Raw genomic sequence first — 16,968 nt, 5'->3', positions numbered from 1 at the left:
GGGGGCCTCGTTCAATGTGGAGAGAACTCCGTGGCGAGGGGATTTATCCCCGATCGGCTGCGCAGCAGCCGCAAAACCATCGCGTGCGGTGTAACGGATACTCCGCGATTGCCGGTTCGGGGCTGCTTCGCAACCCATCGGGGATGAATCCCCTCACCACAAAAGCCCCGGCAGCTATATCTGCCTCCACAGGGGTAGTTTGCTGATTCAAATACTGATGCGCGAAAGCTTGATATCCGGTTCCTGATTGACGCTCAGTTGCTCGACGATTGCGTCCTGCAGGCGGCTGCACAGCAGCGGGTCGGAGAGCGGCTGGTTGTGGGCGTCGGTGATGAAGAACACGTCTTCCACGCGTTCGCCCAGGGTCGCAATCTTGGCGTTCTGCAGCGACAGGTCGAACTCGAGGAAGATCCCGCCGACCCGCGCCAGCAGGCCCGGGCGATCAGGGGCGGTGAGTTCCAGCACCGTGACCGGACGCTGAGCGTCGTTGTGGATCGTTACCTGCGGCGCGAAGGCGAAGTGCTTGAGCTGGCGCGGCACCCGACGCTGGATGATCGTCGGGTAGTCGTCCGGGTTGCGCAACGCTTCGGTCAAACCGTCGCGAATCTGTTTGATCCGTGTCGGGTTGTCGCCGATGGATTCACCGTCGTTGTCGAGCACGATATAGGTGTCGAGGGTGAACTGGCTGCTTGAGGTGATGACCCTGGCGTCATGAATGTTCAGGTTGAGCTGATCCATCGCGGCCACGGTCACGGCGAAGAAGTCGTGTTGATCCGGTGCATAGATGAAGATCTGCGTGCCGCCCTCGAACTCGCGCTGGGTGGTTTCCTTGATCAGCACCAGCGGGCCGCCATCGGCCGGTTGCTGCAGGATCGCGTCACTGTGCCAGGCCACGTCGCCAGCGGTGTGACGCAGGAAATAGTCATCGCCCAGTTGTGCCCACAACTGCTCGACGTCGTCCGGATCGGTGCCGCCACGCACGAGGATGTCCAGTGCGGCGCTCTGGGTCTGGCGGATCTGCTCTTCGCGATCCACCGGGTTTTCCAGGCCACGGCGCAGAGCGCGTTTGGTCTCGGTGTAGAGCTGGCGCAGCAGGCTGGCGCGCCACGAATTCCACAGGGTAGGGTTGGTCGCGTTGATGTCGGCCACGGTCAGCACGTACAGGTAATCCAGACGGGTTTCGTCGCCGACGATCTGGGCGAAATCATGGATCACCTGCGGATCGGACAGATCCTTGCGCTGTGCGGTGGTCGACATCACCAGGTGGTTCTGCACCAGCCAGACGATCAGGCGGCTGTCCCACAGGGGCAGCTGATGGCGCTGGCAGAACGCTTCGGCATCGACCGCGCCGATGTCCGAGTGATCGCCATGCCGGCCCTTGCCGATGTCATGGTACAGGCCGGCCATGTAAATGAGCTCAGGCTTGGGCAGTTTGGCCATGAGCTTGGCGGCCAGCGGGAATTTTTCCGACACCTGGGTGTACTGCAACTTACGCAGGTGTTTGATCAGATTCAGCGTGTGCGCATCGACCGTATAGATGTGGAACAGGTCGTGCTGCATTTGCCCGACGATAAAGCCGAACTCCGGCAGATAACGCCCGAGGATGCCGTAGCGGTTCATCCGGCGCAGGTTGCGGTGCACGCCGATCTTGCACTTGAACAGCTCGATGAACAGGCTGGTATTGCGGATATCGTTGCGGAAATTGTCGTCGATCAGGTGCCGGTTCTCGCGCAGCAGACGAATGGTGTCGGCGCGCACACCTTTGATTTCCGGCTGCTGGGCCATCAACACGAAAATCTCGAGCATGGCGAACGGCGTGCGACGGAACACGTTGTCGTTGCGCGCTTCGATGTAGCCGTCGTGCAACTGGAAGCGCGAGTTGATCGGCTGTGGCGGCGCTTCGTCTTCCGGGGCGAGGATGACTTCCTCGAAATGCTGGATGATCAGGTCGCTGAGCTGGGCAATGCTCATTACCACGCGGAAATATTGCTGCATGAAGTTTTCGACCGCCTGTTTGGCGTCGTCGCCTTCAAAGCCGAGCAGGCCGGCAATGGTCCGTTGATGATCGAACAGCAGACGGTCTTCGGAGCGACCGGCGAGCATGTGCAGGGCATAGCGCACTTTCCACAGAAATTCCTGGGACGACGCCAGCAGGGCGTTTTCGCTCTCGACCAGAAAACCTTCGCCGGCGAGGGCGCGCAGGTTCAGGGTGCCGTACTGACGCCGGGCCACCCACAGAATCGTCTGGATATCCCGCAGGCCGCCGGGCGAGCCTTTGACGTTGGGTTCCAGGTTGTATTCGGTGTCGTTGTACTTGTGGTGACGGGCCTTCTGTTCGGCGCGTTTGGCCAGGAAAAACTCCTTGGCCGGCCACATGTGGGCCGTGCTGGTGACATCAAGCATGCGCTGACGCAGGCGCTCGGGGCCGCAGATGGTGCGGCTTTCCATCAGGTTGGTGACCACGGTCAGGTCGGCACGGGCTTCCTCGGCGCATTCATCGACCGAGCGTACGCTCTGGCCCACTTCCAGGCCGATGTCCCACAGCAGCGTCAGAAAACGCTCAATGGAGTCGCGGAAAACTTCGTGATCGGCGCTGTCCAGCAGGATCAGCAAGTCGATGTCAGAGTAGGGATGCAACTCGCCCCGGCCATAGCCACCGACCGCGACCAGCGCGATGTCGGCGTCTTCGCTCCAGTTGAACTGCTCCCAGGCCTTTTGCAGGATGTTGTCGACGAACCATGCGCGGTCTTCGATCAGGCGGCGGATGTCGCGGCCATTGCGAAAACGCGTGTCGAGGACCTCGCGCGCCTGGCGGATCGCCTTTTTGAACGCCGCGATAGGACTCGCTTTCAGGGCCAGTTCAGCCTGGAACTGGCCGCGGTCGAAGAGTTCGGGATCCACCTGCGGCATCGATTGGCTTTCCTTCTATAAAGGTGGGAGCGTTCTAGGGGTCAGGCCGAGACGCGCGGGATCGTGTCGTCGGCGCGCAGGGTGAAGATCTCGTAGCCGGTGTCGGTCACCAGCAGGGTGTGTTCCCACTGCGCCGAGAGCTTGCGGTCCTTGGTGATCGCGGTCCAGCCGTCGCCCAGCACCTTGGTGTCGGCTTTGCCCTGGTTGATCATCGGCTCGATGGTGAAGGTCATGCCGGCCTTCAGTTCCATACCGGTGCCGGCGCGGCCGTAGTGCAGGATCTGCGGTTCTTCGTGGAACACCTTGCCGATGCCGTGGCCGCAGAACTCGCGAACCACCGAGAAACCGTTCTTTTCCGCGTGCTTCTGGATGACTTCACCGATGTCGCCGAGGCGGCAGCCGGGCTTGACGATTTCGATTGCCTTGTACATGCATTCCTGAGTGACCTGCGACAGGCGCTCGGCCCAGACGGGCACTTCGCCAACGTGGAACATGCGGCTGGTGTCGCCGTGGTAACCATCCTTGATCACGGTGACGTCGATGTTCAGGGTGTCACCGTTTTTCAGCGGCTTATCGTTCGGGATGCCGTGGCAGACCACATGGTTGATCGAGGTGCAGATCGACTTCGGAAAACCCTTGTAGTTGAGCGGGGCCGGGATGGCCTGCTGCACGTTGACGATGTAGTCGTGGCAGATCTGGTTCAGTTGATCTGTGGTCACGCCCGGTTTGACGTGTTCGGCAATCATTTCCAGCACATCGGCGGCCAGTTTGCCGGCGACACGCATGCCAGCGATGTCCTCGGGGGTTTTGAGGTTGACAGTCATACAGGCTCTCTCTGCGCTCGGCGGCGCTTGCTGATACGGATAGGGTGGCAGGTGTACGTTTCGCGACCCTGAAAAACCCGATTCTAACAGACGAAAGGCGCAAATCCGCGCCTGCGTACATCGTCTCTCTCTATACAATGGTGTGCCTGACGGCGATTCCAAGGGGGCTGCGCCCATGTCTCTGGTGCGAATACAGATTCCGGGTTCCGTTTCTGTGCACCTTGTGGTATAAAATGCGCCGCTTTCCGGGGATGCCCCGAGAAGCTTAAATCCACACACGTGTCGACACGATGACCTGGGTGCTTTTGGCTTTATGCCACTGGTTGGTCATTGGGATACGTGGAGGCCAAACCCGACTTATTAAGGAACTATCATGTCCCAAGTCAACATGCGCGATATGCTGAAGGCCGGTGTGCACTTCGGTCACCAAACCCGTTACTGGAATCCGAAAATGGGTAAGTACATTTTCGGCGCGCGTAACAAGATTCACATCATCAACCTTGAAAAAACCCTGCCAATGTTCAACGAAGCTCTGACTTTCGTAGAGCGTCTGGCCCAGGGCAAAAACAAGATTCTGTTCGTCGGCACCAAGCGTTCCGCTGGCAAGATCGTTGCTGAAGAAGCAGCACGTTGCGGTTCGCCGTACGTCGACCACCGCTGGTTGGGCGGCATGCTGACCAACTTCAAAACCATTCGTGCTTCCATCAAGCGTCTGCGTGACCTTGAAGTTCAAGCCGAAGACGGTACTTTCGCCAAGCTGACCAAGAAAGAAGCGCTGATGCGCTCCCGTGACCTGGAAAAGCTGGATCGCTCCCTGGGCGGCATCAAGGACATGGGCGGTCTGCCAGACGCACTGTTCGTGATCGACGTTGACCACGAGCGCATCGCGATCACCGAAGCCAACAAGCTGGGCATCCCGGTCATCGGCGTTGTCGATACCAACAGCAGCCCGGAAGGCGTTGACTACATCATCCCAGGCAACGATGACGCAATCCGCGCTATCCAGCTGTACATGGGTTCGATGGCTGACGCAGTGATCCGTGGTCGCAACAATGTTGCTGGCGGCACTGTTGAATTCGCAGCTGAAGAAACTCAGGCTGCAGCTGAGTAATCGACGCCCTGGCGTTGGCTCAGTAAGCAAAAAGGGGGCTTGGCCCCCTTTTTGCCACCTCGAAAACCGTTTGTTGGCGCCCACGTGTGGCAGCGCACCTCCTGCATTTGTAACGTGCAGCAGCTACAAGGTGTTTCGGGAAGAATTGAACGCCCGTTCGATCGGGTGGAATGGTTGAAAACCTATCCAAGAGGAATTTGAAAATGGCAGCAATTACTGCAGCGTTGGTTAAAGAACTGCGCGAGCGTACCGGCGAAGGCATGATGGACTGCAAGAAAGCCCTGGAAAAGGCTGACGGCGACATCGAAAAAGCCATTGATGACATGCGTGCTTCGGGCGCGATCAAGGCTGCGAAAAAGGCTGGCAACGTTGCCGCTGAAGGCGCAATCGCAATCAAGGACGACGGTAAAGCTGCCGTTATCCTGGAAGTGAACTCGCAGACCGACTTCCTGGCTCTGCAAGACGACTTCAAAAACTTTGTTGCTGCCAGCGTAGAAAAAGCCTTCGCTGACAAGCTGACCGACGCTGCTCCGCTGATCGCTGCTCAAGAAGCCGCTCGCGAAGCACTGGTTGCCAAAGTAGGCGAAAACGTCAACATCCGTCGTCTGACCCGTATCGAAGGTGACGTTGTAGGTTCCTACCTGCACGGCAACAAGATCGGTGTTGTTGTGGCTCTGAAAGGCGGCGACGTCGAGCTGGCCAAAGACATCGCGATGCACGTAGCTGCAAGCAACCCTGAGTTCCTGCTGCCTTCGCAGGTTTCGGCTGAAGCGATCGAGCGTGAAAAAGCTGTGTTCCTGCAGCTGAACGAAGAGAAGATCAAAGGCAAGCCGGAAAACATTGTTGAGAACATGGTCAAAGGCCGTATCAGCAAGTTCCTGGCGGAAGCGAGCCTGGTTGAGCAGGCGTTCGTCAAGAACCCTGAAATCAAGGTTGGCGAGCTGGCCAAGAAAGGCGGCGCAGAAATCGTTTCCTTCACTTACTTCAAAGTAGGCGAAGGCATCGAGAAGCCGGTCGACAACTTCGCTGAAGAAGTTGCTGCCCAGCTGGCTGCCGCCAAGCAATAAGACGGTTTTTCAACTGTCGCCCGAAAGAGGCTGCCCGCTCACGCGCGCAGCCTCTTTTCAGATGGGTTACCAATTTTTAATTGGTTTCCACTGGGAACTGACTTACAAAGCCAGGTTCCGATGGCGCTGAAGCAGCGCCAAGCTAGAGTGAACGGCAGCTGTAAAACAGCTTGCACAGAATTTTTTAAATACGCCGCAGGAGAGATTCGCAATGGCTCAGCAGGGCAGTGGTTATCAGGCTCGCTATAAACGCATTCTACTCAAGCTTAGCGGCGAGGCCCTGATGGGCTCGGAAGAGTTCGGGATCGATCCAAAAGTGCTGGATCGGATGGCGCTGGAAGTCGGCCAGCTGGTCGGCATCGGCGTGCAGGTCGGTCTGGTGATCGGCGGTGGCAACCTGTTTCGTGGCGAGGCCTTGAGCAAGGCCGGCATGGATCGGGTGACAGGCGACCACATGGGCATGCTGGCCACTGTGATGAACGCCCTGGCCATGCGCGACGCGCTGGAACGTGCCAATATCTCGGCCATCGTGATGTCTGCCATTTCCATGGTTGGCGTGACCGATCACTATGATCGCCGCAAAGCCATGCGCCACCTGAACTCCAAGGACGTGGTAATTTTCGCGGCCGGTACCGGCAATCCGTTCTTTACCACGGATTCGGCAGCCTGCCTGCGAGCCATCGAAATCGATGCCGACGTCGTGCTGAAAGCGACCAAGGTCGATGGCGTCTACACTGCCGACCCATTCAAGGATCCGCATGCCGAGAAGTTCGATCATCTGACATATGATGAAGTGCTGGATCGCAAGCTGGGTGTAATGGATCTGACAGCTATTTGCCTGTGCCGCGATCACAAGATGCCGCTGCGCGTATTCAACATGAACAAGCCTGGCGCCCTGCTGAACATCGTACATGGCGGCGCTGAAGGAACCCTGATCGAGGAAGTTCAACAATGATCAACGAAATCAAGAAAGACGCCAAAGAGCGCATGCAGAAGTCGGTGGAATCGCTGTCCCACAACTTCGGTCGCATCCGTACCGGTCAGGCGCACCCAAGCATCCTGGAAGGCGTGATGGTGCCGTACTACGGCGCTGACACCCCGATCAAGCAAGTGGCCAACATCACCGTCAAAGACGCCCGTACCCTGCAAGTCGTTGCGTTCGAACGCAACATGCTGGGCGCCGTCGACAAGGCGATCGGCAGTGCAGGTCTGAACCTGAACCCGACCAACCTCGGCGAGTTGCTGCTCATCAGCATGCCGGCCCTGACCGAAGAAACCCGTCGTGGCTTCACCAAGCAAGCGCGTGACGTTGCTGAGGACGCGCGTGTTGCCGTGCGCAACATTCGTCGTGACGCGAACAGCTCGCTGAAGGATCTGGTCAAGGAAAAAGAGATCAGTGAAGACGAAGAGCGTCGCGCGACTGGCGAGATCGACGATCTGACCAAGAAATTCGTGGCTGAAATCGACGCGAAGCTGGCAGAGAAAGAAAAAGACCTGATGGCCGTATAAGGGTCGCGTTTCAATGGAAAAGACCAAGCAGTCTGCGCCGTCCGCGGTGCCGCGCCATGTCGCGATCATCATGGATGGCAATAATCGCTGGGCGAAAAAACGCTTTATGCCGGGTGTCGCCGGGCATAAAGCCGGCGTGGATGCTGTGCGGGCGGTAATCGAGGTGTGCGCCGAGGCCAAGGTCGAAGTGCTCACCCTGTTCGCCTTTTCCAGTGAAAACTGGCAGCGCCCGGCCGATGAGGTCAGTGCCTTGATGGACCTGTTCTTCAAGGCCCTGCGTCGTGAGGCCAAGCGCCTCAACGACAACAACATCAGCTTGCGCATCATCGGTGATCGCTCGCGCTTCCACCCTGAGCTTCAGGCGGCGATGCGCGAAGCCGAGGCCATGACCGCGGGTGCCAACCGCTTTATTCTGCAGATCGCCGCCAACTACGGCGGTCAGTGGGATATTGCTCAGGCAGCGCAACGTCTGGCGCGTGAGGTTCAGGCCGGGCATCTGCGTCCGGAAGACATCACTCCGGAGCTGTTGCAAACCTGTCTGGCGACCGGCGACCTGCCGCTGCCGGACTTGTGCATCCGTACCGGTGGCGAGCACCGCATCAGCAACTTCCTGCTGTGGCAACTGGCGTATGCCGAGTTGTACTTCTCCGACCTGTTCTGGCCGGACTTCAAACACGAAGCCATGCGCACTGCGCTGGCCGATTTCGCTTCGCGCCAGCGTCGCTTCGGTAAAACGAGCGAACAGGTCGAAGCTGGAGCCCGGGTTTAATGCTTAAACAACGAATCATCACTGCGCTGATCCTGCTGCCGATCGCTCTGTGCGGTTTTTTCCTGCTCGAGGGTTCCGGTTTTGCGCTGTTCATCGGTCTGGTCGTGAGCCTGGGTGCCTGGGAATGGGCGCGTCTGGCTGGCTTTACCGCGCAGTCGTTCCGTGTCGGCTTTGCCGCTGTCGTCGCGCTGATGCTGTTCGTCATGTACGTCCTGCCGGGTCTTGCCCCTTGGGTGTTGGGCGCTTCGGTATTGTGGTGGGCGGTGGCGACTTACCTGGTGCTGACGTATCCACGCTCGAGCGAGCATTGGTCCACCGCAGCCACCAAACTGGTGATCGGCTTGCTGATCTTGCTGCCGGCCTGGCAGGGGCTGGTGCAGATCAAACAATACCCACTGGGTAACTGGCTGATCATGGCGGTGATGGTGTTGGTCTGGGGTGCCGACATCGGTGCTTACTTCTCCGGTCGTGCTTTCGGCAAGCGCAAACTGGCGCCGCAAGTCAGTCCGGGCAAAAGCTGGGAAGGCGTTTACGGTGGCCTGGCGCTGAGTCTGGTGATCACCGCGATCGTCGGTCTGGTTCGCGACTGGACGGTGGCTGAGCTGCTCAAGGGGCTGGTCGGTGCTGCGCTGATCGTCTTTATTTCGGTGGTGGGCGACCTCACCGAAAGCATGTTCAAGCGCCAGTCCGGCATCAAGGACAGCAGTAACCTGCTGCCCGGTCATGGCGGCGTGCTTGATCGCATCGACAGCCTGACCGCTGCGATCCCGATTTTCGCTGTATTGCTGTGGATGGCTGCACCGTGAGCCGTCCTCAACAGATCACTGTTCTGGGGGCTACCGGTTCGATTGGCCTGAGCACCCTCGACGTCATCGCGCGTCATCCCGAGCGTTATCAGGTGTTCGCCCTGAGCGGTTTCACGCGCCTGAGCGAGTTGCTGGCCTTGTGCGTGCGCCATGTGCCGCAATTCGCAGTCGTGCCGGAAGCGGCAGCGGCGCGCGGTTTGCAGGATGACCTGCGGGCTGCCGGTCTGTCCACTCGCGTGCTGGTGGGGGAGGAGGGCCTGTGTCAGGTCGCTTCCGCGCCTGAAGTGGATGCCGTGATGGCCGCCATCGTCGGCGCCGCGGGCCTGCGCCCGACGCTGGCGGCGGTGGAGGCTGGCAAGAAGATCCTGCTGGCCAATAAAGAGGCGTTGGTGATGTCCGGCGCGCTGTTCATGCAAGCCGTGCACAAGAGCGGCTCGGTGCTGCTGCCGATCGACAGCGAGCACAACGCGATCTTCCAGTGCATGCCGCAGGATTTTGCCCGCGGCCTGAGTACAGTCGGCGTGCGACGGATTTTGCTCACGGCTTCGGGCGGGCCTTTCCGCCAGACGCCGTTGAGCGAGCTGGCGCACGTTTCGCCTGATCAGGCGTGTGCGCACCCGAACTGGTCGATGGGTCGCAAGATCTCGGTGGACTCGGCCAGCATGATGAACAAGGGCCTGGAGTTGATCGAGGCCTGCTGGCTGTTCGACGCCAAGCCGTCGCAGGTCGAGGTGGTGATCCATCCGCAGAGTGTGATTCACTCGCTGGTCGACTATGTGGATGGCTCAGTGTTGGCGCAGTTGGGCAACCCTGACATGCGCACACCGATTGCCAATGCACTGGCCTGGCCCGAGCGTATCGACTCAGGCGTGGCGCCGCTGGATCTGTTTGCTGTTGCGCGCCTGGATTTCGAAGCGCCGGATGAAGAACGTTTCCCTTGTTTGCGTCTGGCGCGACAGGCGGCCGAGGTGGGTAACAGTGCGCCTGCCATGCTCAATGCGGCCAACGAAGTGGCAGTCGCCGCGTTTCTCGACGGACGGGTGGGTTATCTGGAAATCGCGAGTATCATCGAGGACGTGCTGAACCTCGAACCAGTGGTTTCGCTGGGGGATCTGGATGCGGTGTTTACCGCAGACGCGAAAGCGCGGGCTCTGGCCGGGCAGTGGCTGAATCGTCACGGCCGATAGCCGTTGCAGTACCATGGCGTCACGCGGCACTGAACAGGATTGCGGAGAAAGTAGATGAGCGCGCTCTATATGATTGCCGGCACCCTGATCGCTTTGGGTGTGCTGGTCACCTTTCACGAATTCGGCCACTTCTGGGTCGCGCGTCGCTGTGGCGTCAAGGTTCTGCGTTTTTCCGTGGGCTTCGGCATGCCCCTGTTGCGCTGGCACGACAAGCAGGGCACTGAATTTGTCGTCGCCGCGATTCCGCTGGGCGGCTACGTCAAGATGCTCGATGAGCGTGAAGGCGAAGTCCCGGCCGATCAGCTTCATCAATCCTTCAATCGTAAATCGGTGCGCCAGCGCATCGCCATTGTCGCGGCGGGGCCGATTGCCAACTTCCTGCTGGCCCTGGTGTTTTTCTGGGTGCTGGCCATGCTCGGCAGCGAGCAGATCCGCCCGGTGATCGGTGCCGTCGAGTCCGGCAGCATTGCGGCCAGGGCCGGTTTGAGTGCCGGTCAGGAAATCGTTGCCATCGATGGCGAGCCGACGTCTGGTTGGGCGGCGGTCAATTTGCAGTTGGTCCGTCGTCTGGGGGAAAGCGGTTCCCTGCAATTGCTCGTGCGCGAGCAAGGCTCAACGGCAGATACGCCGCGCGAACTGGCGCTGGATCACTGGCTCAAAGGGGCTGATGAACCCGATCCAATCCGCTCGCTGGGCATTCGCCCATGGCGTCCGGCCTTGCCGCCGGTGCTGGCGGAACTCGATCCAAAAGGTCCGGCGCAGGCTGCTGGTCTGAAAACCGGCGATCGTCTACTGGCGCTTGATGGTCAGGCGTTGAATGACTGGCAGCAGGTGGTAGATACCGTTCGTACGCGTCCTGATACCAAAATCATGCTGAAAATTGAGCGTGACGGTGCTCAAATCGACATCCCGGTGACCTTGGCGGCACGCGGAGAAAGCAAGTCGCCGAGCGGTTATCTCGGTGCAGGCGTAAAAGCCGTAGACTGGCCGCCGGAAATGATTCGCGAGGTCAGTTATGGTCCGCTGGCCGCGATTGGCGAGGGTGCCCGTCGTACCTGGACCATGAGCGTGCTGACGCTGGACTCGTTGAAGAAAATGCTGTTTGGCGAGCTCTCGGTAAAAAACTTGAGTGGGCCGATAACCATTGCTAAAGTGGCGGGCGCTTCTGCCCAGTCGGGCGTTGCTGATTTCCTGAATTTCCTTGCTTATCTGAGTATTAGCCTGGGGGTTCTGAATTTGCTGCCCATTCCAGTACTGGATGGGGGGCATTTGTTGTTTTATCTGATTGAGTGGGTGCGTGGTCGCCCCTTGTCGGATCGGGTGCAAGGTTGGGGGGTGCAGATCGGTATCAGTTTGGTGGTCGGAGTGATGTTGCTTGCTCTGGTCAATGATCTGGGTCGACTGTAAAGCTTCGCTGAATTGCGAATCTGCCGCATTTTGCGGCAGTTTGTTTATTGCCAGTTGGAATAAGAAAGGACTTCATGAAACGTCTGCTGCTAACTGCGGTTCTCACCGTATTGATGATCGCCGAAGTTCACGCCGAGTCCTTCACTATCTCTGATATTCGCGTCAATGGCCTCCAGCGGGTCTCCGCGGGTAGCGTCTTTGGTGCCTTGCCGTTGAACGTCGGCGAGCAGGCGGATGATCGTCGCCTGGTGGAATCCACTCGTGCGTTGTTCAAAACCGGTTTCTTTCAAGATATCCAGCTGGGCCGCGAAGGCAACGTTCTGGTGATCACGGTCGTCGAACGTCCGTCGGTTGCCAGTATCGAGATCGAGGGCAACAAGGCGATCTCTACCGAAGACCTGATGAAAGGCCTGAAGCAGTCCGGTCTGTCCGAAGGTGAAATCTTCCAGCGCGCCACCCTCGAAGGTGTCCGTAACGAGCTGCAGCGTCAGTACGTTGCCCAGGGCCGTTACTCGGCGACCGTCGATACCGAAGTGGTCTCGCAGCCGCGCAACCGCGTGGCGCTGAAAGTGAAGATCAACGAAGGCACCGTGGCCGCGATCCAGCACATCAACGTGGTGGGTAACACGGTCTTCCCTGATGACGACCTGATCGACCTGTTCGAGCTGAAAACCACCAACTGGCTGTCGTTCTTCAAGAACGATGACAAGTACGCCCGTGAAAAGCTGTCCGGTGACCTGGAGCGTCTGCGTTCCTACTACCTGGACCGTGGTTACATCAACATGGATATCGCTTCGACCCAGGTGTCCATCACCCCGGACAAGAAGCACGTCTACATCACCGTCAACATCACCGAAGGCGAGAAGTACACCGTACGTGACGTCAAGCTCAGCGGTGACCTGAAAGTCCCTGAAGACCAGGTCAAGTCGCTGTTGCTGGTGCAGAAAGGCCAGGTGTTCTCGCGCAAGCTGATGACCACCACTTCCGAACTGATCACTCGTCGCCTGGGTAACGAGGGCTACACCTTCGCCAACGTCAATGGCGTTCCTCAGCCGCATGACGACGATCACACCGTGGACATCCTGTTCGCCGTCGATCCGGGCAAGCGTGCCTACGTCAACCGTATCAATTTCCGTGGCAACACCAAGTCCGAAGACGAAGTGCTGCGTCGTGAAATGCGTCAGATGGAAGGTGGCTGGGCTTCGACCTACCTGATCGACCAGTCCAAGACCCGTCTTGAACGTCTGGGCTTCTTCAAGGAAGTGAACGTCGAGACGCCGGCTGTACCGGGTGTCGACGACCAGGTGGACGTGAACTACGCCGTTGAAGAACAAGCTTCCGGTTCGATCACCGCCAGCGTTGGTTTCGCCCAGAGCGCCGGTCTGATCCTCGGTGGTTCGATCACCCAGAACAACTTCCTGGGTACCGGTAACCGTGTGAGCGTGGGCCTGACTCGCAGCGAATACCAGAGCCGCTACAACTTCGGCTACGTTGACCCCTACTGGACCGCCGATGGCGTGAGCCTGGGTTACAACGCGTTCTATCGCACCACCGACTACAAAGATCTCAACATCGATGTAGCCAGCTATGCGGTAGACAGCCTGGGTGCCGGCGTCAACGTTGGCTATCCGATCAGCGAGACTTCGCGTCTGACCTTCGGTCTGTCCGCACAGCAGGACAAGATCAAGACCGGTCAGTATACCGTTGACGAGATCTTCGACTTCGTGAACAAGGAAGGCGATCAGTACCTGAACTTCAAGGCGTCGGCCGGCTGGTCCGAGTCGACCCTGAACAAGGGTGTATTGCCGACCCGTGGCCGTTCCCAGAGCCTGACACTGGAAACCACGATCCCAGGCAGCGACCTGTCGTTCTACAAACTCGACTACCGTGGTCAGCTGTTCCAGCCGATCACCGAGAACTACACCCTGCGTCTGCACACCGAGCTGGGTTATGGCGACGGCTATGGTTCGACCGATGGCTTGCCGTTCTATGAAAACTACTATGCTGGTGGTTTCAACTCGGTTCGCGGTTTCAAGGACAGCACGCTGGGTCCTCGTAGTACGCCGAGTCGTGGTACCAACCCGGGCACTTCGATTGACCCTGACCAGGATCCGCTGCCGTTCGGTGGTAACGTCCTGATCCAGGGCGGTGCCGAGGTTCTGTTCCCGCTGCCGTTCGTCAAGGATCAACGCTCCTTGCGTACCTCGGTATTCTGGGACGTGGGTAACGTTTTCGATTCGCAGTGCAAGGACACCACCAACGCAAATGGCTCGACGTCCAACACCAAGTGCAACGACATCAGCCTGAGCAATATGGCCAGTTCCGTTGGTGTGGGTGTGACCTGGGTCACCGCACTGGGTCCTCTGAGTTTTGCTCTGGCGATGCCGGTCAAGAAACCGGATAACGCTGAAACTCAAGTGTTCCAATTCTCCCTCGGCCAGACGTTCTAAGCGTCTGACCCAAGATAACGACAATGGATTTTGTAGGAGTGCATCGTGCGTAAGTTGACTCAATTGGTTCTCCTGGCCTCCGTACTGGTGGCAGGCCCGGCGTTCGCCGACATGAAAATCGCCGTTCTGAACTATCAGATGGCATTGCTGGAATCCGATGCGGCCAAGAAATACGCGGTGGATGCCGAGAAGAAGTTCGGTCCGCAACTGACCAAGCTCAAGACGCTGGAAAGCAGCGCCAAAGGCATTCAGGACCGTCTGATGGCCGGTGGCGACAAGATGCAGCAGGGCGAGCGTGAGCGTCTGGAGCTTGAGTTCAAGCAAAAGGCCCGTGACTTCCAGTTCCAGTCCAAGGAACTGAACGAAGCCAAGGCAGTTGCCGACCGCGAAATGCTCAAGCAACTGAAGCCGAAACTGGATAGCGCAGTGGAAGAAGTCATCAAGAAAGGTGGTTTTGACCTGGTGTTCGAGCGTGGCGCAGTGATTGATGTCAAACCTCAGTACGACATCACGCGCCAGGTTATCGAGCGCATGAATCAGCTGAAGTAACCCATGACCGTGACTATCAAGCTCGGCCAGTTGGCCGAGTTCCTCGGCGCCACCCTGCGTGGCGACCCCGAGACGCAAATTACTGGGCTAGCCACCTTGCAGGAGGCTGGCCCAGCTCAGTTGAGCTTTCTGGCAAATCCTCAATATCGCAAATACCTGGCAAGTTCCCAGGCGGCTGCGCTATTGCTCAAGGAGGCTGATGCCGACGGTTTTGCCGGTCACGCACTGGTGGTGCCGGATCCTTACCTGGCTTATGCACGCATCTCGCACCTGTTCGATCCGAAACCGAAAGCCACTGCGGGTGTTCATCCCACAGCGGTGATTGCGCCGGATGCAGTGGTTGATCCAAGCGCCAGCATTGGTCCGTTCGTGGTGATCGAGGCGGGTGCGCGCATCGGTGCGCAGGTCACGTTGAGCGCCCATTGCGTCATCGGTGCACGCAGTGAAATCGGTGAGGGCGGCTGGCTCGCTCCGCGGGTGACGCTGTACCACGACGTGCGCATCGGCAAGCGCGTAGTGATCCAGTCCGGTGCCGTGCTCGGTGGTGAAGGTTTCGGTTTTGCCAACGAGAAAGGTATCTGGCAGAAGATCGCCCAGATCGGTGGCGTGACCATCGGCGACGATGTCGAGATCGGCGTGAACACCGCCATCGACCGTGGTGCGCTGGCAGATACCGTGATCGGCAACGGCGTGAAACTCGACAACCAGATCCAGATCGCGCACAACGTCCAGGTCGGTGATCACACCGCCATGGCGGCGTGTGTCGGTATCTCCGGCAGCACCAAAATCGGCAAGCATTGCATGCTCGCCGGTGGTGTCGGCCTGGTTGGGCACATCGATATTTGCGACAACGTTTTCCTGACCGGGATGACCATGGTGACCCACTCGATTACCGAGCCGGGTGCTTATTCGTCCGGCACAGCCATGCAACCGGCGGCCGAATGGCGCAAAAGCGCGGCCCGCATCCGTCAGCTCGATGACCTCGCGCGACGTTTGAAGCAGCTGGAAAAGCGCGTCGGGGAAGTGACCCCCGGCAGCAATGCTTCATCTGATGGCTGATACCATTTCCATATCAAGTGTGCACAGCCTCTAGACTGCCTCCTTGATTTGCTAGAGGAGTGCGCGTCAGTCGCGCTCCCAATCTTTACATAGGCTTCCCCCCGAAATGATGGACATCAACGAGATTCGCGAATACCTGCCTCACCGTTACCCGTTCCTGCTGGTGGACCGGGTGGTGGAACTGGACACTGAAGGCAAGCGCATTCGCGCCTACAAGAATGTCAGCATCAATGAGCCATTCTTCAACGGCCACTTCCCGGCGCACCCGATCATGCCGGGCGTACTGATCATCGAAGCGATGGCCCAGGCTGCCGGGATCCTCGGTTTCAAAATGCTTGACGTAAAACCGGCCGACGGCACCCTGTACTACTTCGTCGGTTCCGACAAACTGCGTTTCCGCCAGCCAGTGCTGCCGGGCGACCAGTTGATCCTTGAAGCCAAGTTCATCAGCTGCAAGCGTCAGATCTGGAAATTCGAATGCCAGGCTTCGGTCGACGGCAAGCCAGTCTGCTCGGCTGAAATCATCTGTGCGGAACGCAAGCTATGAGTTTGATTGACCCTCGTGCAATCATCGATCCGTCGGCCATTCTGGCTGACGGCGTCGAGGTCGGCCCGTGGTCGATCATCGGCGCAGGTGTGGAAATCGGCGAGGGTACCGTGATCGGGCCGCATGTGGTCCTCAAAGGCCCGACCCGCATCGGCAAGCACAACCGCATCTACCAGTTTTCCTCGGTAGGCGAAGACACGCCCGATCTGAAGTACAAAGGTGAAGAAACCCGTCTGGTGATCGGTGACCACAACGTCATCCGCGAAGGCGTGACCATTCACCGTGGCACCGTGCAGGACCGTTCGGAAACCACGCTGGGCGATCACAACCTGATCATGGCCTACGCCCACATCGGGCATGACAGCGTCATCGGCAACCACTGCATTCTGGTCAACAACACCGCGTTGGCCGGGCATGTGCACGTTGACGACTGGGCGATCCTGTCCGGGTTCACCCTGGTTCATCAGTATTGCCATATTGGCGCGCACAGCTTCTCCGGCATGGGCACTGCCATCGGCAAGGACGTTCCGGCGTTCGTCACCGTATTCGGCAACCCCGCCGAAGCGCGCAGCATGAATTTCGAAGGCATGCGCCGCCGCGGTTTCAGTGAAGACGCGATTCATGCGCTGCGCCGCGCCTATAAAACGGTGTATCGCCAGGGGCTGACCGTGGAGCAAGCGCTGGCCGAACTGGTCGAACCTGCTGCGCAATTCCCGGAAGTCGCGCTGTTCCGTGATTCGATCCAGTCCTCGACTCGCGGCATCACCCGCTGA

15 protein-coding genes are annotated in these 16,968 nt (G+C 58.9%); 13 read left to right on the top strand and 2 right to left on the bottom strand.

Annotated elements, in window-relative coordinates:
• Positions 1 to 207: 207 nt before the first annotated feature.
• Both KVQ82_RS24420 and map read right to left on the bottom strand, forming a co-directional pair.
• Positions 208 to 2,910: a [protein-PII] uridylyltransferase gene (locus KVQ82_RS24420; RefSeq protein ID WP_047291863.1), complete on the bottom strand. Its 2,703-nt coding sequence runs from the start codon at positions 2,908 to 2,910 to the stop codon at positions 208 to 210.
• A 41-nt stretch (positions 2,911 to 2,951) separates the two neighbouring features.
• Entirely contained in the window at positions 2,952 to 3,734 is a 783-nt protein-coding gene (gene map, locus KVQ82_RS24415) for a type I methionyl aminopeptidase (protein WP_047291865.1), read from the bottom strand.
• 373 nt (positions 3,735 to 4,107) lie between these two features.
• Between map and rpsB the strand changes: the two genes are divergently transcribed.
• The 13 genes from rpsB to lpxA all read left to right on the top strand — a co-directional run bounded on the left by rpsB (position 4,108) and on the right by lpxA (position 16,968).
• The gene (gene rpsB, locus KVQ82_RS24410) at positions 4,108 to 4,845 is read left to right on the top strand and encodes a 30S ribosomal protein S2 (protein ID WP_003222119.1); all 738 of its coding nucleotides are present in this window, start codon (positions 4,108 to 4,110) and stop codon (positions 4,843 to 4,845) included.
• 203 nt (positions 4,846 to 5,048) lie between these two features.
• Positions 5,049 to 5,912, top strand: coding sequence for a translation elongation factor Ts (gene tsf, locus KVQ82_RS24405; RefSeq protein WP_025110889.1), 864 nt, complete (start codon positions 5,049 to 5,051; stop codon positions 5,910 to 5,912).
• Between the two features lie 211 nt (positions 5,913 to 6,123).
• Entirely contained in the window at positions 6,124 to 6,867 is a 744-nt protein-coding gene (pyrH, locus tag KVQ82_RS24400; RefSeq protein WP_011332683.1) for a UMP kinase, read from the top strand.
• On the top strand, positions 6,864 to 7,421 hold the full coding sequence (gene frr, locus KVQ82_RS24395; RefSeq protein WP_008019552.1) for a ribosome recycling factor: 558 nt from the start codon (positions 6,864 to 6,866) through the stop codon (positions 7,419 to 7,421). The genes pyrH and frr overlap by 4 nt, the downstream gene beginning before the upstream one ends.
• A 13-nt stretch (positions 7,422 to 7,434) precedes the next feature.
• A complete protein-coding gene (gene uppS / locus KVQ82_RS24390; RefSeq protein ID WP_041072340.1) occupies positions 7,435 to 8,190 on the top strand; it encodes a polyprenyl diphosphate synthase in 756 nt (251 codons plus the stop codon).
• Positions 8,190 to 8,996: a phosphatidate cytidylyltransferase gene (locus KVQ82_RS24385; protein WP_108181818.1), complete on the top strand. Its 807-nt coding sequence runs from the start codon at positions 8,190 to 8,192 to the stop codon at positions 8,994 to 8,996. The genes uppS and KVQ82_RS24385 overlap by 1 nt, the downstream gene beginning before the upstream one ends.
• Entirely contained in the window at positions 8,993 to 10,183 is a 1,191-nt protein-coding gene (ispC, locus tag KVQ82_RS24380) for a 1-deoxy-D-xylulose-5-phosphate reductoisomerase (protein ID WP_222016306.1), read from the top strand. Before KVQ82_RS24385 ends, ispC begins: the two co-directional genes overlap by 4 nt.
• A gap of 54 nt (positions 10,184 to 10,237) precedes the next feature.
• Positions 10,238 to 11,590, top strand: a complete 1,353-nt coding sequence (gene rseP, locus KVQ82_RS24375) for a sigma E protease regulator RseP (RefSeq protein ID WP_108181820.1) — start codon at positions 10,238 to 10,240, stop codon at positions 11,588 to 11,590.
• 74 nt (positions 11,591 to 11,664) lie between these two features.
• Positions 11,665 to 14,040, top strand: a complete 2,376-nt coding sequence (gene bamA, locus KVQ82_RS24370; RefSeq protein WP_108181821.1) for an outer membrane protein assembly factor BamA — start codon at positions 11,665 to 11,667, stop codon at positions 14,038 to 14,040.
• A gap of 45 nt (positions 14,041 to 14,085) precedes the next feature.
• Positions 14,086 to 14,589 (top strand): OmpH family outer membrane protein, encoded by a 504-nt coding sequence (locus KVQ82_RS24365; protein WP_003222140.1) that lies wholly within the window; start codon positions 14,086 to 14,088, stop codon positions 14,587 to 14,589.
• 3 nt (positions 14,590 to 14,592) lie between these two features.
• Positions 14,593 to 15,648: a UDP-3-O-(3-hydroxymyristoyl)glucosamine N-acyltransferase gene (gene lpxD / locus KVQ82_RS24360; protein WP_086792165.1), complete on the top strand. Its 1,056-nt coding sequence runs from the start codon at positions 14,593 to 14,595 to the stop codon at positions 15,646 to 15,648.
• Positions 15,649 to 15,754: 106 nt separating this feature from the next.
• Positions 15,755 to 16,195 (top strand): 3-hydroxyacyl-ACP dehydratase FabZ, encoded by a 441-nt coding sequence (gene fabZ, locus KVQ82_RS24355; RefSeq protein ID WP_003222142.1) that lies wholly within the window; start codon positions 15,755 to 15,757, stop codon positions 16,193 to 16,195.
• Positions 16,192 to 16,968 (top strand): acyl-ACP--UDP-N-acetylglucosamine O-acyltransferase, encoded by a 777-nt coding sequence (gene lpxA, locus KVQ82_RS24350; RefSeq protein WP_086792164.1) that lies wholly within the window; start codon positions 16,192 to 16,194, stop codon positions 16,966 to 16,968. Before fabZ ends, lpxA begins: the two co-directional genes overlap by 4 nt.

The organism is Pseudomonas sp. AO-1 (genome assembly GCF_019775695.1).
GTDB classification, from domain to species: domain Bacteria; phylum Pseudomonadota; class Gammaproteobacteria; order Pseudomonadales; family Pseudomonadaceae; genus Aquipseudomonas; species Aquipseudomonas parakoreensis.
The sequence above is the reverse complement of the archived record's forward strand: the minus strand, read 5'-3'. Positions and strand labels throughout refer to the sequence as shown.